This is a genomic window from Streptosporangium nondiastaticum (genome assembly GCF_003011965.1).
Classification (GTDB): domain Bacteria; phylum Actinomycetota; class Actinomycetes; order Streptomycetales; family Streptomycetaceae; genus Streptomyces; species Streptomyces nondiastaticus.
The window spans coordinates 1-24200 of the sequence record NZ_PXWG01000101.1 but is presented as its reverse complement, the minus strand read 5'-3'; the positions used below and the strand labels follow the sequence as shown (position 1 = coordinate 24200).

Below are 24200 nucleotides of genomic sequence, written 5' to 3'. Positions count from 1 at the left end.
GGCCCGCCACTGACGCGCGCGGCCGAGCAGCGGGCAGGGCCCGGGTCACCGACCCGGGCCCTGCCCGTGTGAACGGTCGACGCCGTCACCTCTCACTTGCGGCGCCGCCGCCTTCGCCCGGCGTTGCGAACCTCTGCCGGTTGTTTCCGGAGCGCAGCCTGATCCATGTGTCGTCGGCCTCGGCGTCGTAGCCGGGACCGGAACCGAACGCGGTGGAGGCGTCCTGCACTTCGTCCGCCGGGTCCTCCGGGGCGTCCGGCCCGTCACGCCGTCCGCGGCCGCCGGAGGACGGTTCGTCCTGTTCCGGGTCCTTGGGCTTATCCGTTCGGGGCGCGTCGCCGTCCTGCGGGGCCTCCGACTCACTGGCCGGATCGGGGGCCTCCTCCGGGTCGTCCGGGGATTCGGTCGCCGAGGGCGCCTCGGGCTTCGCATCCGGGGACGCCTCGGTGCCCGGCTCCTGCCGGTTCTCCGCCGGACCCTTCGCGTGGGTGTCCTGAGGCGCGGCAGGGTCGGGGGCTTCGTCGGGGTCGTGCGGGGTCTCAGGGCGCGGGGCCGATTCCGCTACGTCGCCGGCTCGGTCCGCCTCCTTGGCGCCGGCTGGTTCCGGGGCGTCGGCTGGTTCCGGGGCGTCTTCCAGGGACTCGGGTGTGTTGTTCTGTGGGCCTTCCGATGAGGCGGATGGTTCGGCCGGTTCGACTGGGTCGGCCGGTTCGGCCGCGTCGGATGGTTCAGCCGGCTCGGGCGCCTCGTCTGAATCGCTCGCATCCGCAGGCTCCGGTGCGGCATCAGTGGACTCGTCGGCGCCGTCTGTGCCATCGGTGCCCTCCGCGTCGTCTTCCGGCTCTTCCGCGTCCTCCGGCTCTTCGGGTTCCTCGGGTTCCTCAGGACCCTCCGGGTCCTCTGCGTCCTCCGCGTCTTTGGGATCTTCAGGGTCCTCAGAGTCTTCCGGATCCTCCGCGTCCTCTGTGTCCTCCGGCTCCTCTGCGTCCTCCGGCTCTTCAGGGCTTTCCGGATCCTCCGCGCCCTCCGCGCCCTCCGCGCCCTCCGCGCCCTCCGCGCCCTCCGGGTCTTCCGGGCCTTCTGAGTTCTCAGGGTCCTCGGAGTCCTCGGAGTCCTCGGAGTCCTCGGAGTCCTCGGAGTCCTCGGAGCCCTCAGAGCCCTCAGGGTCCTCCTGGCCTTCCGGTTCCTCCGCGCCTTCCGGACCCTCCGGTTCCTCCGCCTCCGCCGGCTCCGGCGCAGCGTCGGAATCCTCGCCTGCGTCGGAATCCTCAATTCCGTCGGACGCTTCGCCCTCGCCCGAGGACTCACCCTCGTCCTCGGGTTCAGCGGCGGCTTCCGGGCGGGCGGATTCGTTGTCCGCTTCGTTTTCCGCCTCCGCCGGATCGGGGGCTTCATCCGCCGTCCCGCCGTCTTCCGTCTTCTCGCCGTCTTCCGCCTCCGTCGGCTCCGGCGCCTCGTCGGAAGCCTCGCTCCCGTCGGAGGCATCGCCGGATTCCGACGACTGCTCAGCCTGCTCGGACTGCTCGGACTGTTCAGACGGTTCGGGCGCGTCCTCGGCCTCCGTGGGTTCCGGGGCCTCGTCCGCGCCAGGTTCCGGGGACGGCGGTTGCTCGGGCGGCCGTTCTTCCTCTCCGTAGCGGTCGCTCATGAGTCAGTAGCGTCAGTACGTGCGTCGGCATCGCCCGCCACGGCAGTGGACTTGGCGTTGCTGCGGTACAGCCGCACCCACGGCAGCGTCTTCCGCTTCCACGCCGACTGGGCCAGGTGGATGAAGACGCAGGCGCGGTAGTCGTCGACGGCTTCCGCGGCCGCGCCCCGCGGGGCGACGGCGTCGGCGATGCCGGCGACCCATTCCGCCGTTCGGGCCCACCACTCCGCCTGGGCGGCCGACGTCTTCGGGTAGTCGGCGACGCGCTTCTTCAGCTCGGTGCCGTGCTCCGGCCACACCGCCGTCGCCGCCCGCGCGCGGAACGCGCAGCGGTGCCGGCAGCCCTCGCAGTCGGGGAAGGGGGCGAGCGCCGCGTCGACGTCCGGGGTGGCGTCGGCGAAGGCGCGGAAGCGGTCGGCCAGTTCGGCGTTGCCGGCGAGCGGCGCCCGGGCCTCGCCCGATTCGGCGGCGGCCTCGGCCCGTACGTTCGGCACCTTGATGAGGGCCGGGCGGTCGATGCCGTCGTGGTGGGCGAAGGCCTGGAAGGGCTCCAGGGACGACGCGAACCGCTCCTGGTCGGGGGCGAACCGCATCGTGCCGCCGATCAGCTCCCGGTCCGTGGCGGACGGCAGGCGGTGCATGATCTTCAGGTTGGTGTTCTTGTACGCGTCCTCGATCAGCTTCTCGGGGACCTGCTCGACGATGACCAGGCCTTCCCCGTACTTGCGGTTCTCGGCGAGCGTGTTGGCGAAGGCCTGGGCCGCGCGGGCCTGGGCGTTGCCCTCCTTGCCGTCCCCGCCGGAGGCGACGGGGCGCCCGAGGAGCCGGTGGGCCTCCTCGATGACGGTGACGTGGGCCAGGTCGCCGCCCCGCCGGGTCGCCTTGTAGTGCTCCGTCATGGTCTGCAGGATCAGCGCGGTGACGAGGGACTGCTCCTTCTCGTTGTCGCCGACGCCGGCCAGCTCGATGACGACCGGCCGGTTGAGGAGCTCCTCGACGGGGTACGAGCGCGCGCAGTCCAGCGTGCTGCCGCAGGCGCCCTCCGCCAGGGACTCGGCCCGCAGCCGGGACGCGGCGATGATGTTGTCCTTGACCTCGCCGGAGTAGCCGAGCTGGTCGCACTCCTTGCGCATCTCGGCGATGAAGTCGCGGAGGGTGGGCCACGCCCCGTCGTGGGCGGGCGTGGAGACGTCGGTGGGGACGATGCCCTTCCGTGCGTACGTGTTGCGCAGGGCCCGGTTGTAGATGGCCGGGAGCGGGTCCCAGAGGCCGAACGCCGCGTCGAAGCAGGCGAGCAGCCCGGCGGTGTGGGTGCTGATCCGGACCCCGTGCGGGACCTCGAAGGGGTTCAGCCGGAACGGGGCCGTGTTCTCGTCGCCGACGGTGAGGACGAGGAGGTCCTCGAAGCCGGGGCGGGTGGCGAGCCAGCGGTAGTCGTCGAGCTCGGAGTTGACCGGCTCCAGGACGAGGAACGGCACCTTGTGGTCCCGCCAGAGCTGCTGGCAGAAGGCCAGGGTCGTGTTGGTCTTGCCCGAGCCGGTCGTCCCGACGAACAGCGCGTGCCGGCTGAGCGACCCCAGCTCCACGCCGAGCGGCCCGGCCGGCGCGCCGCGCACCAGCTGCCGGCCGAGTTCGATGGCGGGCCCTTGCGGCCGGTAGTCGGTCTCCAGGGCCATGTCGGGCCTGCGCACGGGGAAGCCGGCCATGTGCCCGTGCACGGCGAGGGGGAGCCGCAGCGCCGCGCCGGCCTCCCGCGCGTCGACCAGCTCGGAGAGCAGGCGCAGCGGCGGCGACAGCTGTTCGGGCAGCTGCCAGCGCTGGTCGCCGCCCCAGCGGGCGTGTTCCAGCGTCGTGATCCCGGTCCACGCCGCCGCCAGCTCGTGCGGGGCGGGCCGTACGGTGACGTGGGCCGGGCCGGTGAAGGTCTCGGTCAGCGCGGTGCCCCGGGCGGCCCGTTCCGGTGGCGAGACGGTGGCGCCGGCGAGCTCGGCGAGGGACTCGGGGAGCGGGTTCGGGGAGGCGAGCGCGATGCGGATGCGGAAGGCGCGGTCGGTGTAGCGGCGCGCGGCGTCCGCGTACACCTTCGAGGCGTCCACGGCGAAGTTGTCCGGGGCGAGCTGGGACGGCGGGCCCCACAGGCCTTCCGGCATCTGCCCCGGCGTCGCCAGCCGCCCGTAATGGGTGGCGATCTGGTGCAGCATCGGCCCGAGGTCGTCCGGCACCCGGTACGGTTCGAGGCCGACCGTCAGCATGACCGGGTACGGGTGTGCCACGAGCGCCTGCCACAGCGCGTCCCAGGGCGGCGCCGCCACGGTGAACGGCTGCGGGGCGAGGTAGTACTGCACGCCCGCGTCGGGCCGGTTGGGCAGGCCCGTCCGGTAGCGCTTGCGGATCTCGGCCAGGCCGGCCGGGTCGGGAGTGAACGGCGTGAGCCACCGCGCCACTTCGGCCGCGTCCTCGACCGAGGCGGCGTGCACGTGGTGCGGCAGCTGCACCAGCCGGTCGCGGAGCGCGAGCACCGCGGTCACGGCGGAGTCCGCCGCTGTTCCCGAGCCGTCCGTGCCGTCCGTGCCGTCGCCGCGCACCCGGGCCAGCAGGGCGCACGAGATGCGCCGCCCTGCCGGGTCCGTCAGGTACCGCAGCTCGATGCGGGCGTCGTGGCGGGTGTCCCACTGGCCGGCCAGCCAGGCCGCCTCCGCGGCGACCGCCTTGATCCGGCGCTCGTCCTCGGGGAGGTCGGCGTATTCCCTGGTCTCGGTGAGGTCGGCGGCGGCCTCGATGCGTACGGCCGCCCAGGCCCACACCGAGGTGCCGTCGCCGACGGTCAGGACGCCCGGCGGGGGCGTCCTGTCGGTCTGCTGGTTCATGCTGCTCAGCGGGTCCACGGGGCGGCGGGGTCGTGACCGCCGGGAGGCGCGGGGGCCGCGGGGGGTACGGGGGCTGCGGGGCCGCCGGGCATGGGCGGGGCGGGCGGCGCGGGATGCGCGGGCGGTACGGGATGGGACGGCGGTACGGGATGGGCCGGCGGTGCCGCGGGCATGACGGGCGGCGCGGGCGGAGCCGGCGGACCGGCCGGGCCCTGGCCGGGCGCGGTCGTGATCGGGAGGTCCTGCCCGAAGGTCGAGGCGATGGGCACCTCGATGCCCTGGACCGCGATCTCCACGCCTTCCCGGACCGCGGAGTGCACGGCCTCGCGCATGGCGCGCGGCCGCTCGGTGCGGAGCATCTGGTTGACGTCACCGGTGCGGCCCTTGAATCCGCCGATGAGGTCCTTGAAGTACGTGCCGATGAGCACGATGCCGGGGCGGATGCGCCACATCGTCCAGCCGAGGTAGAGGCTGGTGCCGTACTCGAAGACGGACACGTAGGTCACGTACCGGCCGCTGGTGACGACGAGACGGTTGCTGACCACCTCCGGCTGGAAGACGTCGCTGCGGATCCGGGACGGCACGGCCGTCACCGGGATGCGGCGGCGGGACAGCGCGCCGTAGATCGCCGCGTAGGCGGAGGGGGACGCCTCCGCCTTGTCCTCCAGCAGGGTCCGCCACTCCGAGACGGGCTCGGTGAGGGAGAAGCCGAGCAGGATCAGCCAGAAGAGGATGAAGGACAGGATGCCGCCCACGGTGAAGGCGGTGCCGGCCTCTTCGAAGTCGAAGTCGTTCGTCAGCAGGCCGAACAGCCAGCAGATCAGCCACACCACGGTCGCGGGGACGGCCGCGCTCGCCCAGAGGCCGATGACCTCCCGGAGACCGACCGACTCGTCGAAGCTCAGCTCGATCTGCTGGTACTTCAGGGTCTGGTTCCGGTAGGAGCCGTTGGGGCCCGCGGATTCCGCGGCCGCCCAGCCGCCCGGCCCGGCGCTGCCGCCGCCCGGATAAGTGCTCATGTCGTACTCCGCATCGGGGTCTGACCCACATCGTTGATCGTTTGGCACGGCAACTTATCGGAATTTCACGTAGGTCAGACCGGTCCGGCGGGCACAGGCGTACAGAAGCCCTGAAACGGTTTTGCCGCCCGCTCGCTAGCAGCGGGTCGGCTGGCCGCTCTGGCGGATGATGGTGTCCGCGGACAGCCACCCGGCGCTCTTCGACCCGTCGATGCGCACGTAGAGCCACTTGTGCCCGTAGGCGTTCTCGACGGAGCAGTGGAACCAGACCTTCGTGCCGGACTTGGCGGCGGCGACGGAGCCGCAGACCTGGTAGGGCCCGTTCAGCACGTGGCGGTCGCCGGTCACGTAGCCGTACGTGCCCGGCTTCGGGTCCTGGTGGCTCCAGCCGCTGCAGGTCGTCGGCACGTTGAGCTTCGTCGACGGGGAGGCGGACGCGCTCGGCGTGGCACCGGGCCCGGCCGGGGCGGAGGCCGACGCCGATGCCGCGCCGGACGGCTTTCCGGAGCTCGTGGGGGACGAGGGGCCGGGGGAGGGCGCTCCGGCGGTCGCATCGCCTCCGCCCGGCTGGTCGCCGCCCGCCGGGGAACTGACCGCGGGCTGTGCCGCCTGTGCCTCGTCGCCCTTCGTGCTGCTGCTGTGATTGCCGGTCAGGGCGTACGTGACGCCGCCTCCGGCGAGCACGACGGCCGCGGCGGCGGCCGCGATGACGGTACGGCCGCGGCGCCGCTTGCGACCGGTGGTGGCGGAGCGGGTGGTGGTGGAGCGGCCGGGGGCGGTGGCGGGGGCGGGGTGCGCTGCCGGTGCTCCGGGCTGCGGGGGCGCGTACGGGTGCGGGTACGGCATGCCCTGCTGCGGGGACGGCGAAGGCTGCTGGGGGGAGGGCGAAGGCTGCTGGGGGAACGCGGGCGGTGCCGCGCCGAAACCGGGCGGCGGCGGCCCCGGAGCGACGGCCTGCGTCGGCGTCGGCTCGTGCAGCGGCATGGGCGCAGGCGCCGGCATAGGCGTGGCCGCGGGCCCCAGGCCCGGCGTGGGCGCGTACGGCGCCGCCGTCCCGCCCGCGGCCACCCGCTGCAGCAGTTCGCGCGCCTCACCGGCGGCCGGCCGGTCCTCCGGCTCCTTCGCCATCAGCGCCTGCAGCACCGGCGCGAGCGGTCCCGCCCGCCGGGGCGCCGGCAGCGGCTCGGTGACGATCGCCGACAACGTGGACCACACCGACGTCCGGCGGAACGGCGACGTGCCCTCCACCGCCGCGTACAGCGTCATGCCGAGCGACCAGATGTCCGACGCGGGGCCCGGCTCCTTGCCCTGCGCGCGCTCCGGCGGCAGGTAGTCGAGGGAGCCGATGATCTGGCCGCTCTGGGTCAGCTTGGCCATGGCGTCGTCGCCGGCGGCCTCCATGCTGGCGATGCCGAAGTCGGTGAGCACGACCCTCCCCCAGCCTCCGGCCGGGGGGACCCCCATCTCGCCTCGCTCGCCGTGCTCCAGCAGCACGTTCGCCGGCTTGACGTCGCGGTGCAGCACGCCGGCCCGGTGCGCGGCGTCGAGCGCGTCCATCAGCTCGGCGCCGATCGCCGCGGCCTCGTGCGGCTCCAGCGCGCCGCGCTGTTCCAGCACGTCGTCGAGCGAGGGGCCGTCGACGAGCTCCATGACGATGACCGGCAGGCCCTGCTCCTCGGTCACGTCGTGCACGGTGACCACGCCGCCGTGCCGGATGCGGGCGGCGGCCTGTGCCTCCCGCTGCATCCGGATCCGCAGGTCGGCCAGTTCGGCGGCGGAGGCGTCGGTGAAGGCCCGCAGGACCTTGACGGCGACCTCGCGGTTCAGCAGCTCGTCGACCGCGCGGGCGACGACTCCCATGCCGCCGCGCCCGATCGTGGCGGTCACGCGGTAGCGGCCCCCGAGGAGTTTGCCTATCAGCTCGTCGCCGTTCGCTTCCCCCGCTGTCACCGCACGCTCCGTCCGTCCTGGCACCTGGCACTTCTGGCGGGCCCAGGGTAGAGGCAGGGGCTGTGGCGGGCCGGACCGGGCGGCCGGGGAAACGCAGAAGGCCCAGGTCTTCGACCTAGGCCTTCATCTCTGCCATGTCTTCCATAAGGAAGAGAAGAGCGGGTGACGAGAATCGAACTCGCGCTCTGAGCTTGGGAAGCTCATGTTCTACCATTAAACTACACCCGCGAGGGCGCCCGTTTTCTGAGCGCCTCATCGTCGCACACTCTACCCCATCGAAGGCCCCCGGTGCACTCACCGTACGGGCCTTCCTGTCGTGTGAGGAGAGTGTGGGGCAGGTGGGGATGCGTGCGTGGGAGCCGGGAGTTGGGGCGTACCGTGGGGCGCTGGAGACCCGGCGCGGGGCTGCCGGGAGTGCCGCGTAGGACCGAGTCCTATACATCCCCTAATGTGGCTTTTGTCTTTCACGTGAATGGGGAAAGGGAGCTCTATGGAGCGCACCGTCGTTCGTTGTGCCGAAGGGCACGTCTTCAGCACCGCTTCGTTCCCGATGCAGCACCTCGGACCCGACCGCATCGGCCCCGGACGGCTCCTGCGCTGCCCGCGCTGCGCGCGGCTGCGGCATTCCGTCCCGGTCGCGCTCCAGAAGCGCTGACCGAGCGCTGATCAAGCGTCGATCAGGAGTTGATCAAGCGGCGCGGCCCGGTCCGCTCGGACCGGGCCCGCGTTGTCCGTCTTCTCCGCGTATCCTCGACCCGTGCTTCTCTCAGACAAGGACATCCGGACCGAGATCGACGCAGGCCGCGTGCGGATCGACCCGTTCGACGAATCGATGGTGCAGCCGTCGAGCATCGACGTGCGGCTCGACCGCTACTTCCGGGTGTTCGAGAACCACCGGTACCCCCACATCGACCCCGCGGTCGAGCAGGCCGACCTCACCCGTGAGGTGGTGCCGGAGGGCGACGAGGCGTTCATCCTGCACCCCGGTGAGTTCGTGCTCGCTTCGACGTACGAGGTCATCACGCTCCCCGGCGACATCGCCTCGCGACTGGAGGGCAAGTCCAGCCTGGGCCGGCTCGGCCTGCTGACGCACTCGACCGCCGGCTTCATCGACCCCGGTTTCTCCGGGCACGTGACGCTGGAGCTGTCGAACATGGCCACGCTGCCGATCAAGCTGTGGCCGGGGATGAAGATCGGGCAGCTGTGCATGTTCCGCCTGACCTCGCCCGTCGAGCACCCCTACGGGTCCGCGAAGCACGGTTCCCGCTATCAGGGACAGCGTGGGCCCACGCCCTCGCGGTCCTTCCAGAATTTCCACCGCACCCAGGTCTGAGCAGAGCAAAAGGCGAAGAGCAACAGTGAGTGAGATCCGCGAGAACCTGACCTACCCGATCTTCGGGGAGGCCATCCGTGAGCTGGCGCAGACCATCGCGGACGACGGCTACGAGCCCGACATCATCCTGTCCATCGCGCGCGGCGGCGTCTTCGTCGCGGGCGGTCTGGCGTACGCCCTGGACTGCAAGAACATCCACCTCGTGAACGTGGAGTTCTACTCGGGCGTCGGCGAGACCATGGAGATGCCGGTCATGCTCGCCCCCGTCCCCGACCAGATCGACTTCACCAACAAGAAGGTCCTGATCGCCGACGACGTCGCCGACACGGGCAAGACCCTCAAGCTGGTGCACGACTTCTGCAAGGACCACGTGGCCGAGGTCCGCTCCGCGGTGATCTACGAGAAGTCCCACTCCCTCGTGAAGTGCGAGTACGTCTGGAAGCGCACCGAGGACTGGATCAACTTCCCGTGGTCGGTGGAGCCGCCGGTCGTGCGCCGTGAGGGCCAGGTCCTCGACGCGTAGTCCGCGCACCCGTACCTGCGAGAGGGCCCCCGCCGCGTTCACCGCGGCGGGGGCCCTCTCCTGTGCGTGTACGCGTGCGCGCCGCTACAGCGTGCCCAGCTTGACGATCGACAGCAGGGCGATCAGCTGGATGGCGGAGGCGCCCAGCGCCCGCGGCCACGGGATGTCGTGCGACTTGCTGACCATGGACGTGAACAGATAGCCCGACGCGAGCCAGGTCGCCCAGCCCAGCACCTGCACCAGCAGGTTGTCGCCGCCGAGGAACATGGCGAAGAGCAGCCGGGGCGCGTCCGTGATCGCCATGATCAGCATCGACAGGCCGATCGTCGGCTGCCACAGGCCGTCGCCGCCGAGCTGGCGGGCGAGCGTGTGGGTGACCGCGCCCAGGAGGAGCCCGGCGAGGATCATCACCACGCCGGTGATCAGGACCGACGGCAGGCTGTTGGAGAGCGAGGCGTTCAGCACGTCCTCGCGGGCCTTGTCGAAGCCGAAGACGGCGAGCAGGCCGTAGACGAACGTGACGATCAGGGCCGGTGCCCAGACGGCGTGGTCACGCATCTGCCAGAAGGTCGCGGAGGGGCGCATCACTATGCCCGTCAGCAACTGCTTCCACGGCAGCCGCGGGCCCGGGGGCGGCGCGGGGGCGTTGTTGTACGGGTCCTGGCCGCCCTGGCCGTACGGATCGCCCTGGCCGTACGGGTCCCCGCCGTAGGCGTCCGGGGCCTCGCCGAGGCTGAACTGCTGGGTCTGGCCGGGATGACCGCCGCCGGGGTGACCGTGGCCGGGCTGCCCATGGCCGTGCCCGGGCTGCTGGCCATGGCCGTAGTAGGGGTCATGGCCGCCGCCCTGCCCGTACGGCTGCTGCTGTCCGTACCCCTGCTGCGGCTGCCCGCCCCCGCCGAAGTACTCCGGCTCGCCGTACGGCGGAGACTGCTGCCACTGTCCGCCGCCCTGGCCGCCGTGGGGGGCCTGGTACGGCCCCGGGCGCTGTCCTTGCTGCGCGGGCCCGGGGTCGTTCGAGCCCTGTCCGCGTCCCATCCTGAATCCAGCCACGGTTCGAACGTACCCGCTCCGTGACGACGCCGAGTCGGCGCGGTGAGAACGGGCCCGCCATTGCGGCCGAGCTGTGACATCCCCTAAGGGAAATATCGGGGGTTGGGGTTCGGCAGGCCGCGTCAAGAGTGGTACTCGGGGAACTCCGAGGTGTCCACTGTCCAGGGGCCGACCGAGACCTTGTCGCCGAACACGCCATCGTGGCGGGTTCGGTAGCGGGGTGGACCATCCGGACCGGGGCCCGGATCGGACATCACTGCCACTGTTCCCTTGCGGGGATCGATCAGCAGATAGACCGGAATCCCGAGCGCCGGATAGTCGCGCATCTTCTGCGCGTAGTCGTTGGCATGGTTGGACGGGGAGACGATCTCTGCAGCCAGTGACACGTCCCGGGGATGGAACGGGTTGGGTGTGTCCATCGCGGCCTCCGGGAGGACCACCAGGTCCGGGCGGCGGAGGATTCCGAGGGAGGGGTCTTCCACGTCTCCGCCCGTGTGTGCCACCAGTCCCTCCGGAAGCTGAGGGTCGAGTTGGCGGCGGAGCCGGAAGGCTACGAGCTCGTGCGTACCCGACGGGCTCATCATCATGACGATGGTGCCGTCGGAGATCTCGACCTTCCCTGCGTTCGGGAGTGCGGACAGTTCTTCGGCAACAGCGCGGATGCGGGCGTAATCCATGACCTGGCTCCTGCTGAGTGCGGGCTGCGAGCGCGTACGAAATCATCGTCCCACGCACCTACGACAACGGCCGGGCCCCGCGAACAGTCGCGGGGCCCGGCCGTGTACGGGTGGTGTGCGTACCGCCGTTACTTCACCGGCTCCGGGTCAGGCTTAGGGTCCGGCTTCGGGGCGTCCGCCGGCTCGCCGTCGCCGTCCCCACCGTTGTCCTCGCCGCCGTCCTCCGGCGCCTCCGGGGTCTTCACCGACTCCAGCAGGAGCTGGGCGACGTCGACGACCTGGATGGACTCCTTGGCCTTGCCGTCGTTCTTCTTGCCGTTGACCGAGTCCGTCAGCATGACGAGGCAGAAGGGGCAGGCGGTCGAGACGATGTCCGGGTTGAGGGACAGCGCCTCGTCGACGCGCTCGTTGTTGATGCGCTTGCCGATCCGCTCCTCCATCCACATGCGCGCACCGCCGGCGCCGCAGCAGAAGCCCCGCTCCTTGTGGCGGTGCATCTCCTCGTTGCGCAGACCCGGCACCTTGGCGATGATCTCGCGCGGCGGCGTGTAGACCTTGTTGTGGCGGCCCAGGTAGCACGGGTCGTGGTACGTGATCAGGCCCTCGACCGGGGTGACGGGGACGAGCTTGCCCTCGTCGATGAGGTGCTGCAGCAGCTGCGTGTGGTGGATGACCTCGTACTCGCCGCCGAGCTGCGGGTACTCGTTCGCGATGGTGTTGAAGCAGTGCGGGCAGGTCGCGACGATCTTCTTCTTCGCCTTCTCGACCTTCACACCCTCCTCCGCGTCCTCGCCGAACGCCATGTTCAGCATCTCGACGTTCTGCTGGCCGAGCTGCTGGAAGAGGAACTCGTTGCCCAGGCGGCGGGCGGAGTCACCGGTGCAGTTCTCCTCGCCGCCCATGATCGCGAACTTCACGCCCGCCATGTGCAGCAGCTCCGCGAAGGCCTTGGTGGTCTTCTTGGCGCGGTCCTCCAGGGCGCCGGCGCAGCCGACCCAGTAGAGGTAGTCGACCTCGGTGAGGTCCTCGATGTCCTTGCCGACGACCGGGACCTCGAAGTCGACCTCCTTGGTCCACTGCAGCCGCTGCTTCTTGGCCAGGCCCCAGGGGTTGCCCTTCTTCTCCAGGTTCTTGAGCATCGTGCCCGCCTCGGACGGGAAGGAGCTCTCGATCATCACCTGGTAGCGGCGCATGTCGACGATGTGGTCGACGTGCTCGATGTCGACCGGGCACTGCTCGACGCACGCGCCGCAGGTGGTGCAGGACCACAGCACGTCCGGGTCGATGACGCCGTTCTCTTCGAGGGTGCCGATCAGCGGGCGCTCGGCCTCGGCCAGTGCCGCCGCCGGGACGTCCTTCAGCTGCTCCTCGGTCGCCTTCTCCTCGCCCTCGGCGTCCTTGCCGCCGCCCGCGAGCAGGTACGGCGCCTTGGCGTGCGCGTGGTCGCGCAGCGCCATGATCAGGAGCTTGGGGGAGAGGGGCTTGCCGGTGTTCCAGGCGGGGCACTGCGACTGGCAGCGGCCGCACTCGGTGCAGGTGGAGAAGTCGAGCAGGCCCTTCCAGGAGAACTCCTCGACCTTCGAGACGCCGAAGGTGTCGTCCTCGCCCGGGTCCTCGAAGTCGATCGGCTTGCCGCCGCTCGTCATGGGCTGCAGCGCGCCGAGCGCCACGTCGCCGGAGGCCTCGCGCTTGAACCAGATGTTCGGGAAGGCGAGGAAGCGGTGCCAGGCCACGCCCATGTCGGTCTTCAGGGCGACCGTGATCATCCAGATGAAGGAGGTCGCGATCTTCAGTCCGGCGAAGAAGTAGGTGAGGTTCTGGAGCGTCGAGACGTCCATCCCCTCCAGCCACGAGACGACCGGGTACGAGACGAAGAACGAGGCCTCGTAGCCGTCCACGTGGTGCTGCGCGCCCTCAAGGGCGTGCAGCATGAAGATGCAGACGCCGACGATGAGGATGACGGCCTCGACGAAGTACGCCTGGCCGGTGTTGGAGCCGGCGAAGCGGGACTTGCGGCCCGGGTCGCCCGGCCGGTTCAGCTGCCGGATGACGATGAGCGTCAGAATGCCGAGCGCGGTCATCGTGCCGAGGAACTCGACGAAGACGTTGTACGGCGTCCAGTCACCGATGACGGGCAGCAGCCAGTCGGCCTTGAAGAGCTGGCCGATGGCGTTGACGATCGTCAGCAGCAGCGAGAAGAAGCCCACCGCCACGAACCAGTGCGCCACGCCGACGACGCCCCAGCGGTTCATCCTGGTGTGGCCGAGGAACTCCTTGGCCACCGTGACGGTGCGCTGTGCGGGATCGTCGGTGCGGGTGCCGGCTGGTACGGGCTGACCCAGCCGCATGAAGCGGTAGATCTGCAGAATGGCACGGCCGAACAGCGCGACGCCGACCGCGATTAGTACCAGCGACACGATGATCGCGGCGAGTTGCATGGGTGGGCTCCTCGGGCCTGCGAGAGCGAACTACTACTAACGGGTAACTTATCCAGTCCGTACGAGACTACTCACTCCCGCGCGCGCGATATAGGCGCATCGCCGGTGATCTGTGTCGCTCAGGCGAGCCTCACCGGCCCCGCCCCGCCCCCTCGCGGACCCGTTCCGAACCGGCCCCGGCCCCGCCCCGGCCCCTTCGGGGCCCCTTGGCGCATTGCCCGGCTGCGCATAAGTGCAGCATAAGACTTGAGTCCCCCCGACTCAGCTCCGTTGACAGAATCGGATCCGCATTGCACCCTTGAGTCTGTTCCACTCAAGTCAGCTGGAGGAATCGACATGGCACGTGCGGTCGGCATCGACCTGGGTACGACGAACTCCGTCGTCAGTGTTCTCGAGGGCGGTGAGCCCACCGTCATCACCAACGCCGAGGGCGCCAGGACCACGCCGTCCGTCGTCGCCTTCGCGAAGAACGGCGAGGTGCTCGTCGGCGAGGTGGCCAAGCGTCAGGCCGTCACCAACGTCGACCGGACGATCCGCTCGGTCAAGCGCCACATGGGCACTGACTGGAAGATCAACCTGGACGGCAAGGACTTCAACCCGCAGCAGATGAGCGCCTTCATCCTGCAGAAGCTGAAGCGGGACGCCGAGGCCTACCTGGGCGAGAAGGTCACCGACGCGGTCATCACCGTCCCGGCGTACTTCAACGACTCCGAGCGCCAGGCCACCAAGGAGGCCGGTGAGATCGCGGGTCTGAACGTCCTGCGCATCGTCAACGAGCCCACCGCGGCCGCCCTGGCCTACGGCCTCGACAAGGACGACCAGACCATTCTGGTCTTCGACCTCGGTGGCGGCACCTTCGACGTCTCGCTCCTCGAGATCGGCGACGGCGTGGTCGAGGTCAAGGCCACCAACGGTGACAACCACCTCGGTGGTGACGACTGGGACCAGCGCGTCGTCGACTACCTGGTCAAGCAGTTCGCCAACGGTCACGGCGTGGACCTGTCCAAGGACAAGATGGCTCTCCAGCGTCTCCGCGAGGCCGCGGAGAAGGCGAAGATCGAGCTGTCCTCGTCCACCGAGACCACGATCAACCTGCCCTACATCACGGCCTCCGCCGAGGGCCCGCTGCACCTGGACGAGAAGCTCACGCGCGCCCAGTTCCAGCAGCTCACCGCGGACCTGCTGGAGCGCTGCAAGACCCCGTTCCACAACGTCATCAAGGACGCGGGCATCGCCCTCTCCGAGATCGACCACGTGGTCCTCGTCGGCGGCTCCACCCGCATGCCCGCCGTCGCCGAGCTCGTCAAGGAGCTGACCGGCGGCCGCGAGGCCAACAAGGGCGTCAACCCGGACGAGGTCGTCGCCATCGGCGCCTCGCTCCAGGCCGGTGTCCTCAAGGGTGAGGTCAAGGACGTCCTGCTGCTCGACGTCACCCCGCTGTCCCTCGGCATCGAGACCAAGGGCGGCATCATGACCAAGCTGATCGAGCGCAACACCACGATCCCGACCAAGCGCTCCGAGATCTTCACGACGGCCGAGGACAACCAGCCGTCCGTGCAGATCCAGGTCTACCAGGGCGAGCGCGAGATCGCCGCGTACAACAAGAAGCTCGGCATGTTCGAGCTGACCGGCCTGCCGCCGGCCCCGCGGGGCGTCCCGCAGATCGAGGTCACCTTCGACATCGACGCGAACGGCATCATGCACGTCGCCGCGAAGGACCTCGGCACGGGCAAGGAGCAGAAGATGACCGTCACCGGCGGCTCCTCGCTGCCGAAGGACGAGGTCGACCGCATGCGCGAGGAGGCCGAGAAGTACGCGGAGGAGGACCACAAGCGCCGCGAGGCCGCCGAGACCCGCAACCAGGCCGAGCAGCTCGTCTACCAGACGGAGAAGTTCCTCAAGGACAACGAGGACAAGGTTCCGGCCGAGGTGAAGACCGAGGTCGAGACCGCCGTCACCGAGCTCAAGGAGAAGCTCAAGGGCGAGGACACGGCCGAGATCCGCACCGCGACCGAGAAGGTCGCCGCGGTCAGCCAGAAGCTCGGCCAGGCCATGTACGCCGACGCCCAGGGCGCCCAGGGCGCTGCCGGTGCCGCCGGCGCGGCCGGTGGCCCGACCAAGGGTGAGGACGACGTCGTCGACGCCGAGATCGTCGACGACGAGAAGCCCAAGGGCGGTGCGGCGTGACGGAGGAGACCCCGGGCTTTGACGACAAGAAGCCTGAAGGCCCCTCCGACGCCGCCGGCTCCGAGGAAGCGGCGCAGGGCGCCGGGGCTGCCGACAAGGCCGCCCCGGGCTCTGCCCCCTCCGGCGAGGAGCTGGTGGAGGTGGGTCTGAAGGCCCAGCTGGACCAGGCCCAGGCCGCGCTCGGCGAGCGCACCGGGGACCTCCAGCGCCTTCAGGCGGAGTACCAGAACTACCGCCGCCGGGTCGAGCGGGACCGGGTCACGGTCAAGGAGATCGCCGTCGCGAACCTCCTGTCCGAGCTCCTGCCCACGCTCGACGACATCGGCCGCGCCCGTGACCACGGCGAGCTCGTCGGCGGCTTCAAGTCCGTCGCCGAGTCCCTGGAGACGATCGTCGCCAAGATGGGGCTGCAGCAGTTCGGCAAGGAGGGCGAGCCCTTCGACCCGCTGGTGCACGAGGCGCTGATGCACAGCTACGCGCCCGACGTCACCGAGACCACGTGCGTGCAGATTCTGCAGCCGGGGTATCGGATCGGCGAGCGGACGATCCGCCCCGCGCGGGTCGCCGTCGCCGAGCCCCAGCCCGGCGCCCAGGGCGCCAAGGGCGAGGGCGAGGACGCCGGCTCCGGTTCCGAAGAGGAGAGCGGTGGCCCGGACAAGGGCTGACGCTGACCCGATGAATCACCGCAGGGAACGGAAGGAGGGACACCGAGGATGAGCACGAAGGACTTCCTGGAGAAGGACTACTACAAGGTCCTCGGTGTCCCCAAGGACGCCACCGAGGCCGAGATCAAGAAGGCGTACCGGAAGCTCGCTCGCGAGTACCACCCGGACGCCAACAAGGGCGACGCCAAGGCCGAGGAGCGCTTCAAGGAGATCTCCGAGGCGAACGACGTCCTGGCCGACCCCAAGCGGCGCAAGGAGTACGACGACGCCCGCGCCCTCTTCGGCAACGGCGGCTTCCGCCCGGGGCCGGGCGGCGCGGGCGGCGGCTCCTTCAACTTCGACCTGGGCGACCTCTTCGGGGGCGCCCAGGGCGGGGCCGGCACCGGCGGCTTCGGCGGCGGCCTCGGCGATGTCTTCGGCGGCCTGTTCAACCGCGGCGGCGCTACGCGCACCCAGCCGCGCCGCGGCCAGGACATCGAGTCCGAGGTGTCCCTGAGCTTCACCGAGGCGGTCGACGGGGCCACCGTGCCCCTGCGGATGTCCTCCTCGGCGGCCTGCAAGGCCTGCTCCGGCACCGGCGACAAAAACGGTACGCCTCGCGTCTGCCCCACCTGTGTCGGCACCGGCCAGGTGTCGCACGGCTCCGGCGGCGGATTCTCGATGACCGACCCCTGCCCCGACTGCAAAGGCCGCGGCCTCATCCCGGAGAACCCCTGCGACGTCTGCCACGGCAGCGGCCGCGCCAAGTCCTCCCGGACGATGCAGGTCCGCATCCCCGCCGGCGTCTCCGACGGCCAGCGGATCCGGCTGCGCGGCAAGGGCGCCCCGGGCGAGCGCGGCGGGCCCAACGGCGACCTCTACGTCGTCGTGCACGTCGGCACCCACCCGGTCTTCGGCCGCAAGGACGACAACCTCACCGTCACCGTGCCCGTCACCTTCCCGGAGGCGGTCCTCGGCGGCGAGATCAAGGTGCCGACCCTCGGCGGCCCCCCGGTCACCCTCAAGCTGCCGCCCGGCACGCCCAACGGCCGCACCATGCGCGCCCGCGGCAAGGGCGCGGTGCGCAAGGACGGCACCCGCGGCGACCTGCTCGTCACGGTGGAGGTGACCGTGCCCAAGGATCTCGGCGACAAGGCCCGGGAAGCCCTGCAGACCTTCCGTGAGGCCACCGCGGACCACGACCCGCGGGCAGAGCTCTTCCAGGCCGCGAAGGGAGCGTGACCCCCATGGATGGGACCGGCCGACGGCGCAATCCGTACGAGCTGACCGACGAGTCGCCGGTCTACGTCATCTCGGTCGCCGCGCAGCTGTCGGGACTGCACCCGCAGACCCTCCGGCAGTACGACCGGCTCGGCCTGGTCTCACCCGACCGCGCCGCCGGGCGCGGCCGGCGCTACTCCGCGCGGGACATCGAACAGCTCCGGCAGGTGCAGCAGCTCAGCCAGGACGAGGGCATCAACCTCGCCGGCATCAAGCGCATCATCGAGCTGGAGAACCAGGTGGCCGCGCTCAAGGCGCGCGTCGCCGAGCTGCAGGGCGCCGTGGAAGGCGCCGCCGCGGCCCGGCAGCAGGCGGAGGCGGCGGTCCACGCCTCCTACCGCCGCGACCTGGTCCCGTACCAGGACGTCCAGCAGACGAGCGCGCTGGTGGTGTGGCGCCCGCGCCGCGACCAGTAGAGAACGATCCGGTGGGGCCGGGCGAGCGCAGGCTCGCCCGGCCCCACCGGCATGTACCGGCGTAAACATGCACTGGCATGAAGCTGTGTGCCGGCTGCAGCAACCTGACACGCCTTCCCCACGGAGCGGCTCCGCCCCGCTGGCAGAGTTTTCCCCACGGAACAACGACGTTGGGGGAAACGTGATGACCGGGAAGTTCGCCAAGAAGGCCGCCGCAGTGCTCGTTCCGGGAGTGTCCCTGGCGGTCTTCGCGCTGCCGGGCACCGCGGTGGCCGCACCCGCGCCGGCGGACGCACATGCCGCGGCGGACGCGCACGCCGCGCACGGCCTGTGCGCCCTTCCGGTCAAGCTCGTCGACCGGCTGCCCGTCTGTCATCGTGTCAACGGGTGGCAGTGACAACGACGTCGGCTCTGGAGCCCCGGTCTGCGATGCGGCAGGCCGGGGCTTCGGCATATGTGCCCGTACGCGATGGACGCGTACCCGTGTACCCGACAGGAACCGAGGAGAAGGCGTGGCGAGGACAGCATTCACGGAAGCGGTGGTGGAGCGCGCCGCGCCCACCGCCGCTCCCCCCGAGACGGCCGTGATCAGGCTGGTGTCGGCGCTGCCCGACGGCTGGGACTGCACCTGGCGGCTGGCGGAGGACCGGATCCTGCTCCGGATCGAACCCGCCGGTCCCGCCGCCGTCCACGCATGGCTGGCCGGAGTGCTCGTGGACAGCGGCGGGCTGCGCGGATGGCGGCAGGACGGCCCTTAGGCCCGGCCGCTAGATCCAGCCGCGCTCCCGCGCCAGCAGCGCGGCGTGCGCACGGCTGGACGCGTCCAGGACGCGCAGCAGATCGGCGACGTGGCGGCGGTACGTGCGCACCGAGATGCCCAGGTCACGGGCGCCGATCTCGTCCTTGCCGACGCGGCACATCGACTCCAGGACGCGCTGTTCCACGGCGGAGAGCCCGGCCGCGCCCTCGGCGGACTCCTCGATCAGCGCGGTGAGGTCGGTGGCCTGGTCCCAGATCTTTTCGAAGAGGGCCAGGATGTTGGCCACCAGGCCGGTCTCCCGGGCGACCAGGGCCCCGCGCGAGGTGTCGTCGGGGTCGGCGGGCACCAGCGCGGTGTGCCGGTCGTAGACGAGGATCCGCTCGGATATGTCGGGCGCGACGCGTATCCGGGCGCCCTGGGCGGTGAGTTCGCGCAGGTAGGCGACGGTGGGCGGGTGGCCGAGCGCCTCCTTGAGGACGACGTTGCGGATGCGCACGCCGCGGCGCAGGCAGCGGGCGTCCAGCGGCCGGGCGTGGTCGATGTTCTCCTGGGTGAGGGCCGTGTACGGCTCGACGGAGAGGATCTCCTCGCGGGCGAAGAAGGCCAGGTCGTCGATGCGGTCCCGGATCTGGGCCAGGTCCTCCATGCGCTCCACGCCCTTGGGGGCGGGGGTGCGCGGCCCCTGTTCGGCCCGTAGTCCGGCGATCAGCCGGCGGGACTGCGTGACCTGTTGCAGTTCGTGGTGGAGCTCGCGGAGCCGCAGGTCGGTGAGGCGGTCGACGGCGGTCTCCGGATCGGCCGGGGTGATGTCTCCGGCGTCGGTCCGGCGCAGCAGGCCGAGCCCGTGCAGCCGGTCCAGGGCGGCGTGGACGGTGTCCTTCGCGCTGTGGATCCTCAGATGGATGTCGTCGGCGGATGTGTTGGGATTGCGCAGGAAGTGTCGGTATATGTCCTCTTCTGCAGTGCTGAGCCCCAAAAGGCCCATGCCCATGCCTGACTTGCTCATGGTTCCCCCGTGTGCGACTGGCCGGCGGCTCGGCTCGACTGGTCAGTGACGAGCGCGCCCTGCGTAACCGCCGGTACATCGTCCAAAGCGTAATGCAGAGGTAAAGGAGCTGGCCACGGCGTTCCGTCCGGGATGACGCAGCAAGCTGTAACGACGGTTGCAGGAACCTGCCTCCGGAGAACGGGCCCTGCCCCGGGCGGCCTTGGCAGTCTGGGGCGTACCGGAAAGGCGTAAGACCTACGAGGGGAATCCGGACGATGACGATGATGACGACGACGATGACAACGATGACGACGACGGCCGAGGCGCGGCACGACTTCACCACGCTCACCGAGCGTGAGGTGGAGGTCCTGCTCCTGCTGGCCTCGGGGGAACAGAACAGGCGGCTCGCGCGGCGGCTCGGCATCGCGGAGCGCACCGTACGGGCCCACACCGCGAACATCGTGCGCAAGCTCGACCTGCGGTCGCGGTTCGAGGCGGCGATCGTGTCGCACGTGTACGCGGACGCCATCAGAGCGTGCGCGCCGGGCGGTCACGCCGCGGCGTAAGCACGTCCCCTGCGGCGTCAGCACGTCCCCTGCATGTCAGGCCCCGTCGGAGCGTTCCGGCGGGGCCTTCGCTCATCCCGGGAGCAGCTCGGCGGCGGCCTCGATCGCCATCATCCACATCGGCTGCCCGCCGGTGCCGAACGCCGCGGCGAGCGCGTAGCCGACGGAGGCGTCCGCGGGGGAGACCTCCGCCCCCTCCTTCCACTCGGCGAGGACCCGGCCGTCGCCGTCGGAGGAGAAGTCCCCGAGGTGCTGCCCGTCCCGCAGCAGCCGGCTGCCGGCGATGGAGTCCGGCACGAGGCGGTAGGCGACGCCGTCGCGGGTGACGTCCACGGCGTACGAGCGGCGGGACAGTTTGCCCTTGGCGGGCGCGAGGGCGACGGGCTCGCCGTCCACCGTCATGGTCAGGTGGGCGCCGTCGCGGGTGCCGATGGGGACGTGGTTCTCCGTCTCGGCCTCGGGGGCGCGGTCGACGCCGGCCGGGGGTATCGCGTCGCCGAACACCTCGACCCAGCCCTCCTCGTCGTTGAGGAGGACGGTGATGTCGCCGAAGCGGTCGTCTTTTACGGGGCCGGTGAGGGCTTCCTCCTCCGTCTCCTCCGCCTCGGGGTTGCCGGAGTCCTTGTCGAGCGTCACGTGCGTCATGCGGAGCTTCCTTCAGTGTGGTCAGTACTGACGGTCTGACGGTCAGTGCGAGACGGCGAGCTGCGTCGCCGCCAGGTCCCGGTACAGCTCGTCCCGGTCCAGGAGTTCCTCGTGCTTCCCATGGTCACGGACGCGTCCGCCTTCCAAAAGGATGAGCCGGTCCGCCGAGGTCACCGTCGAGAGCCGGTGGGCGATGAGCAGGACCGTGCAGTGTTCGGCCGCCCGTTCGACGGTCTGCCGCAGTGCGGTCTCGCTGAGGCCGTCGAGGTGCGCGGTGACCTCGTCGAGCAGCAGCACCTGCGGGCGGCGCAGCAGGGCGCGGGCGATGGCCAGCCGCTGCCGCTGCCCGCCGGAGAGGGCGAGGCCGCGGGCGCCGACGTTAGTGTCCAGGCCGTCCGGCAGGCCGGCGACGTACGTGTCGAGGAGGGTCTGCCGCAGGACGTCCGCGATCTCCTCGTCCGTGGCGTCGGGTGCCGCGTACAGCAGGTTCTCGCGGATCGTGCCGGCGAGCATGGGGGAGTCCTGCTCGACGTAGGCGATGCGGCGGCGCACCTCGGCGCGGCTGAGGGTCGTGATGTCGGTGTCGCCGAGGAGGATGCGGCCGCCGTCGACGTCGTAGAAGCGCTGGAGGAGGGAGAAGACGGTGGTCTTGCCGGTGCCCGAGGGGCCTATGACGGCGGTGACCTTGCCGGCCGGCGCGGTGAAGGAGGCGTCCTCCAGGACCGGGGCGCGGTCGGCGTAGGCGAAGGTGACGCCGTCGAGGACGACGCGGGGCGGCGGGCCGGTGGGCCGCGGCGGCACGGTGTCGACGTCGTCCTCGGTCTCCATGCGGTCGATCTCCTCGATGCGGGCGAGGGCGCCGAGGCCCTGCTGCAGCGAAGTGGTGCCGCCGACGAGGGAGAGGATCGGCCCGCCGAGGTTGAACAGGTAGAGCAGGAAGGCGATCAGGGCCGCGAGGTTGAGCGTGCCGGTGGCGACGAGGGCGCCGCCGAAGCCGATCACGGCCAGGAAGGACGCCTGCACGACCATGCCGGTGATCACGGCGATGGCGGCCTGGTAGCGGGCGCCGGTCAGCCCGGCGCGGTAGGCGTCCTCGGCGGCGGCCACGGCCCGCGCGGTCTCCGTCGCCTCTCCGCCGTTGGCCTTGACGGTGCGGGCGGCGCCGAGCGCGCGGTCGAGGGCGGCGCCGATGTCGCCGACCGACTCCTGCGAGCGGGTGGTGACGCGGCGGATGCGCGGCATGACGATGCCCACGGCGATGCCGGCGAGGACCAGCACGCCCGAGGTGATGCCGAGCAGCGGCAGGCTGGTGATGCCCATCAGCACGATCGTGGCGAGCAGGTGGACCGCGCCGTCCACGAGCTGGATCACGCCGTTGGTGGCGGCGTGCTGCACGAGGGTGCTGTCGGAGGTGACGCGGGTCGTCAGGCCGCCGGGCTCGACGCGGTCCAGCTCGGCGGTGCGCAGCCGGATCAGACGGGTGATCAGGCCGCGCCGCACCTGCAGGACCACCCGCTCCGCGGTCCGCTCGCTCAGCCAGGACTGCGCCCAGGTGAACCCGATCGAGACGGCGAGCAGACCGACCAGCAGGAGCAGGGTGTCGCGCAGGCTGCCGCCGGTCATGAGCGCCGTCATCGCCGACTCGATGACCATGGGCTGGGCGAGTCCGGCGGCGCTGCCCCCCATTGTCAGCAGCAGCACCAGCGCGAGGACGCGGCGGTGCGGGCGCGCGTACGCGAGCAGGGCCCGCAGCGGCGGCCGCGGGGCGGGGGCGGTGTCGTGCGTGTCCGAGTCAGGTGATTTCACCCTCGTAGTTCTAGCTCTCTTACGCGGGCGCGCGAAATTGTCGCTTGCGGCAATACCGGCTCCGGCAATGCCGTTTGCGTCGATGCCGCAAGTGGCAATAGCGGAGCTTCCGCGGTGCGGGTGAATATCTACCTGTCCGCAGCGGACACCGGCCGGGAAGCCTCAACTTCCCGGCCGGAAAACCCTGTTGAGAATGTGGAGACATTCATCATGCAGAACGTCACCGAGAAGGACCTGTTCGACGGCTACACCGCCTACACCTCCGCCGAGGAGCTGGGCCTGTACGACGGCAAGGACGCCGCCCCGGCCTTCAGCCCCACCATCCCGTGGGCGATCCGCGCCACCCTCATCACCGCCCGCTCCTCGCAGCAGTGCGCCATGGCGATCGGTTCCTTCACCGCTCGCACGATCGAGAGCAAGTGCTGATCACTCCGTGAGCCACGGGGGCCGGCCGGTCGCACGCACACCGCGCCGGCCGGCCCCCGGCCCGTACGACTCCGGTGACCGTGCGACTCCAGTGAGCGGGAAGAAGAAGGAAGCAGCCGTCATGGAAATCCCCGACGCCGGATTCCGGCGCGTGCTCGTGGTGGGCACGGGAGCGCTCAGCGTGTCCTTCCTGCCGTTCTGGATCAACTGGCTGCAGGATTCCTTTCCGGCCGTGGAGAAACGCGTCGCACTGACCCGTTCCGCCCGCCGCTTCGTCTCGCCCGAAGCCGTCGCCGCGCTCTCCCGCTCCCGCCACGACGTCTTCACCGACGACTGGGACAGCGCCCCGCCCGGCACGGCACCGCACGTCGAACTCGCCGCCTGGGCCGACCTCGTCCTCGTGCACCCCGCCACGGTGCACTTCCTGAGCCGGTACGCGCTCGGCCTCGCCGACACGCCCGTGCTGCTCGCCCTCCAGACCACCCGGGCCGTGGTGGGAGTCGCCCCCGCGCTCCCGCCGGCCGCTCAGCACAGCCCGGTGGTCCAGGGCCACTTGGCGGCGCTGCGCGCCCGCCCCGGCGTCGTGGTCGCCCCGACCGTGCCCGCCGAGAGCGCCTCCACGGGCGAGCGGGACGACGGCGGCGCGGCGCCCATGCCGGAGCTGTTCCGGCTGTGCGCCACGTACAAGAACGCGCACGAGAAGAAGCCGGAGCAGCCGTCGTGACGCTTCCTGACGACGTTCCTGACGATGAGGGCGACCTCGTCGCCGAGTACGTCACCGGCCTCCAGCACACCCGCGTGCACCGTTCCGCACACGACGGCTTCCTGTGGTGGCACCGCCCCGGCGCGCTGCACCCCGGTCCGCTCGCCGCGCCCGCCGCCGCGGCCGTCCCCGACCTGTCCGGCGTGCCCGGAGCGGCGCTGCTCGCCACCCCCGTCCCCGCGGGCGGCGGACTGCTCCACCGCGCGCCGG

23 protein-coding genes and 1 tRNA gene are annotated in these 24200 nt (G+C 70.9%); 13 read left to right on the top strand and 11 right to left on the bottom strand.

Going from position 1 to position 24200, the window contains the following annotated elements:
- Positions 1-85 precede the first annotated feature (85 nt).
- The 5 genes from B7P34_RS26275 to B7P34_RS26255 all read right to left on the bottom strand — a co-directional run bounded on the left by B7P34_RS26275 (position 86) and on the right by B7P34_RS26255 (position 7712).
- Positions 86-1648, bottom strand: coding sequence for a hypothetical protein (locus tag B7P34_RS26275; RefSeq protein ID WP_106680462.1), 1563 nt, complete (start codon positions 1646-1648; stop codon positions 86-88).
- On the bottom strand, positions 1645-4515 hold the full coding sequence (locus tag B7P34_RS26270) for a helicase HerA domain-containing protein (protein WP_146166926.1): 2871 nt from the start codon (positions 4513-4515) through the stop codon (positions 1645-1647). Before B7P34_RS26270 ends, B7P34_RS26275 begins: the two co-directional genes overlap by 4 nt.
- Before the next feature lie 5 nt (positions 4516-4520).
- Positions 4521-5534, bottom strand: coding sequence for an adhesin (locus tag B7P34_RS36890; protein ID WP_146166925.1), 1014 nt, complete (start codon positions 5532-5534; stop codon positions 4521-4523).
- Positions 5535-5669: 135 nt separating this feature from the next.
- The gene (locus B7P34_RS26260; protein WP_106680458.1) at positions 5670-7484 is read right to left on the bottom strand and encodes a serine/threonine-protein kinase; all 1815 of its coding nucleotides are present in this window, start codon (positions 7482-7484) and stop codon (positions 5670-5672) included.
- Between the two features lie 157 nt (positions 7485-7641).
- A tRNA-Gly gene (locus B7P34_RS26255) sits at positions 7642-7712 on the bottom strand.
- Positions 7713-7974: 262 nt separating this feature from the next.
- Between B7P34_RS26255 and B7P34_RS26250 the strand changes: the two genes are divergently transcribed.
- The 3 genes from B7P34_RS26250 (at position 7975) to B7P34_RS26240 (ending at position 9340) form a co-directional block, all read left to right on the top strand.
- Positions 7975-8139: a hypothetical protein gene (locus B7P34_RS26250; protein ID WP_173864874.1), complete on the top strand. Its 165-nt coding sequence runs from the start codon at positions 7975-7977 to the stop codon at positions 8137-8139.
- A 102-nt stretch (positions 8140-8241) separates the two neighbouring features.
- Entirely contained in the window at positions 8242-8817 is a 576-nt protein-coding gene (dcd, locus tag B7P34_RS26245; protein ID WP_058047472.1) for a dCTP deaminase, read from the top strand.
- A gap of 25 nt (positions 8818-8842) precedes the next feature.
- Entirely contained in the window at positions 8843-9340 is a 498-nt protein-coding gene (locus B7P34_RS26240) for a phosphoribosyltransferase (protein WP_106680456.1), read from the top strand.
- An 84-nt stretch (positions 9341-9424) separates the two neighbouring features.
- Here B7P34_RS26240 and B7P34_RS26235 read toward each other — a convergent pair whose 3' ends face one another.
- The 3 genes from B7P34_RS26235 to B7P34_RS26225 form a co-directional block, all read right to left on the bottom strand.
- A complete protein-coding gene (locus tag B7P34_RS26235) occupies positions 9425-10393 on the bottom strand; it encodes a Yip1 family protein (protein WP_223268251.1) in 969 nt (322 codons plus the stop codon).
- Between the two features lie 122 nt (positions 10394-10515).
- Positions 10516-11070 carry a Uma2 family endonuclease gene (locus B7P34_RS26230; protein ID WP_106680452.1) on the bottom strand — a complete coding sequence of 185 codons (555 nt, stop codon included), beginning with the start codon at positions 11068-11070 and terminating at the stop codon, positions 10516-10518.
- 128 nt (positions 11071-11198) lie between these two features.
- Positions 11199-13508, bottom strand: a complete 2310-nt coding sequence (locus B7P34_RS26225; RefSeq protein ID WP_106680450.1) for a (Fe-S)-binding protein — start codon at positions 13506-13508, stop codon at positions 11199-11201.
- A gap of 336 nt (positions 13509-13844) precedes the next feature.
- Between B7P34_RS26225 and dnaK the strand changes: the two genes are divergently transcribed.
- From dnaK to B7P34_RS26195, 6 genes are all read left to right on the top strand, one after another.
- Positions 13845-15695 carry a molecular chaperone DnaK gene (gene dnaK / locus B7P34_RS26220; RefSeq protein ID WP_106680448.1) on the top strand — a complete coding sequence of 617 codons (1851 nt, stop codon included), beginning with the start codon at positions 13845-13847 and terminating at the stop codon, positions 15693-15695.
- Complete coding sequence (gene grpE, locus B7P34_RS26215) at positions 15692-16360, top strand: nucleotide exchange factor GrpE (protein WP_106680446.1); 669 nt, start codon at positions 15692-15694, stop codon at positions 16358-16360. Before dnaK ends, grpE begins: the two co-directional genes overlap by 4 nt.
- 48 nt (positions 16361-16408) lie before the next feature.
- The gene (gene dnaJ, locus B7P34_RS26210; RefSeq protein WP_106680444.1) at positions 16409-17581 is read left to right on the top strand and encodes a molecular chaperone DnaJ; all 1173 of its coding nucleotides are present in this window, start codon (positions 16409-16411) and stop codon (positions 17579-17581) included.
- A gap of 5 nt (positions 17582-17586) precedes the next feature.
- On the top strand, positions 17587-18036 hold the full coding sequence (locus tag B7P34_RS26205) for a heat shock protein transcriptional repressor HspR (RefSeq protein WP_030366984.1): 450 nt from the start codon (positions 17587-17589) through the stop codon (positions 18034-18036).
- Positions 18037-18220: 184 nt separating this feature from the next.
- Positions 18221-18433 (top strand): hypothetical protein, encoded by a 213-nt coding sequence (locus B7P34_RS26200; RefSeq protein WP_106680442.1) that lies wholly within the window; start codon positions 18221-18223, stop codon positions 18431-18433.
- A gap of 115 nt (positions 18434-18548) precedes the next feature.
- Positions 18549-18794 carry a hypothetical protein gene (locus tag B7P34_RS26195; RefSeq protein ID WP_146166924.1) on the top strand — a complete coding sequence of 82 codons (246 nt, stop codon included), beginning with the start codon at positions 18549-18551 and terminating at the stop codon, positions 18792-18794.
- 9 nt (positions 18795-18803) lie between these two features.
- On the opposite strand, the gene B7P34_RS26190 is transcribed toward B7P34_RS26195, so the two are convergent.
- A complete protein-coding gene (locus tag B7P34_RS26190) occupies positions 18804-19802 on the bottom strand; it encodes a hypothetical protein (protein WP_223268250.1) in 999 nt (332 codons plus the stop codon).
- Positions 19803-20059: 257 nt separating this feature from the next.
- Between B7P34_RS26190 and B7P34_RS26185 the strand changes: the two genes are divergently transcribed.
- On the top strand, positions 20060-20350 hold the full coding sequence (locus B7P34_RS26185; RefSeq protein WP_223268249.1) for a helix-turn-helix domain-containing protein: 291 nt from the start codon (positions 20060-20062) through the stop codon (positions 20348-20350).
- Positions 20351-20422: 72 nt separating this feature from the next.
- Here the strand turns inward: B7P34_RS26185 and B7P34_RS26180 are convergent, their stop codons facing one another.
- Positions 20423-20995, bottom strand: coding sequence for a hypothetical protein (locus B7P34_RS26180; RefSeq protein ID WP_223268248.1), 573 nt, complete (start codon positions 20993-20995; stop codon positions 20423-20425).
- A gap of 42 nt (positions 20996-21037) precedes the next feature.
- Positions 21038-22801 carry an ABC transporter ATP-binding protein gene (locus tag B7P34_RS26175; RefSeq protein ID WP_106680436.1) on the bottom strand — a complete coding sequence of 588 codons (1764 nt, stop codon included), beginning with the start codon at positions 22799-22801 and terminating at the stop codon, positions 21038-21040.
- 210 nt (positions 22802-23011) lie between these two features.
- Between B7P34_RS26175 and lxmA the strand changes: the two genes are divergently transcribed.
- From lxmA to B7P34_RS26160, 3 genes are all read left to right on the top strand, one after another.
- A complete protein-coding gene (gene lxmA, locus B7P34_RS26170) occupies positions 23012-23227 on the top strand; it encodes a lexapeptide family class V lantibiotic (protein WP_030366991.1) in 216 nt (71 codons plus the stop codon).
- A gap of 121 nt (positions 23228-23348) precedes the next feature.
- Entirely contained in the window at positions 23349-23951 is a 603-nt protein-coding gene (lxmD, locus tag B7P34_RS26165; RefSeq protein ID WP_106680434.1) for a peptide terminal cysteine decarboxylase LxmD, read from the top strand.
- A partial coding sequence (locus B7P34_RS26160) for a hypothetical protein (protein ID WP_223268247.1) occupies positions 23948-24200 on the top strand: 253 nt, incomplete at its 3' end. The genes lxmD and B7P34_RS26160, both read left to right, overlap by 4 nt.

What these genes read in the sequence shown, in the direction of transcription:
- B7P34_RS26190 (WP_223268250.1), bottom strand. Translation starts at nt 19,802, where the DNA reads ATGAGCAAGTCAGGCATGGGCATGGGCCTTTTGGGGCTCAGCACTGCA.
- B7P34_RS26270 (WP_146166926.1), bottom strand. Translation starts at nt 4,515, where the DNA reads ATGAACCAGCAGACCGACAGGACGCCCCCGCCGGGCGTCCTGACCGTC.
- B7P34_RS26200 (WP_106680442.1), top strand. Translation starts at nt 18,221, where the DNA reads ATGACCGGGAAGTTCGCCAAGAAGGCCGCCGCAGTGCTCGTTCCGGGA.
- lxmA (WP_030366991.1), top strand. Translation starts at nt 23,012, where the DNA reads ATGCAGAACGTCACCGAGAAGGACCTGTTCGACGGCTACACCGCCTAC.
- B7P34_RS26230 (WP_106680452.1), bottom strand. Translation starts at nt 11,070, where the DNA reads ATGGATTACGCCCGCATCCGCGCTGTTGCCGAAGAACTGTCCGCACTC.
- B7P34_RS26185 (WP_223268249.1), top strand. Translation starts at nt 20,060, where the DNA reads ATGACGATGATGACGACGACGATGACAACGATGACGACGACGGCCGAG.
- dnaK (WP_106680448.1), top strand. Translation starts at nt 13,845, where the DNA reads ATGGCACGTGCGGTCGGCATCGACCTGGGTACGACGAACTCCGTCGTC.
- B7P34_RS26275 (WP_106680462.1), bottom strand. Translation starts at nt 1,648, where the DNA reads ATGAGCGACCGCTACGGAGAGGAAGAACGGCCGCCCGAGCAACCGCCG.
- B7P34_RS26205 (WP_030366984.1), top strand. Translation starts at nt 17,587, where the DNA reads ATGGATGGGACCGGCCGACGGCGCAATCCGTACGAGCTGACCGACGAG.
- B7P34_RS26225 (WP_106680450.1), bottom strand. Translation starts at nt 13,508, where the DNA reads ATGCAACTCGCCGCGATCATCGTGTCGCTGGTACTAATCGCGGTCGGC.
- B7P34_RS36890 (WP_146166925.1), bottom strand. Translation starts at nt 5,534, where the DNA reads ATGAGCACTTATCCGGGCGGCGGCAGCGCCGGGCCGGGCGGCTGGGCG.
- B7P34_RS26180 (WP_223268248.1), bottom strand. Translation starts at nt 20,995, where the DNA reads ATGACGCACGTGACGCTCGACAAGGACTCCGGCAACCCCGAGGCGGAG.
- B7P34_RS26250 (WP_173864874.1), top strand. Translation starts at nt 7,975, where the DNA reads ATGGAGCGCACCGTCGTTCGTTGTGCCGAAGGGCACGTCTTCAGCACC.
- lxmD (WP_106680434.1), top strand. Translation starts at nt 23,349, where the DNA reads ATGGAAATCCCCGACGCCGGATTCCGGCGCGTGCTCGTGGTGGGCACG.
- dnaJ (WP_106680444.1), top strand. Translation starts at nt 16,409, where the DNA reads ATGAGCACGAAGGACTTCCTGGAGAAGGACTACTACAAGGTCCTCGGT.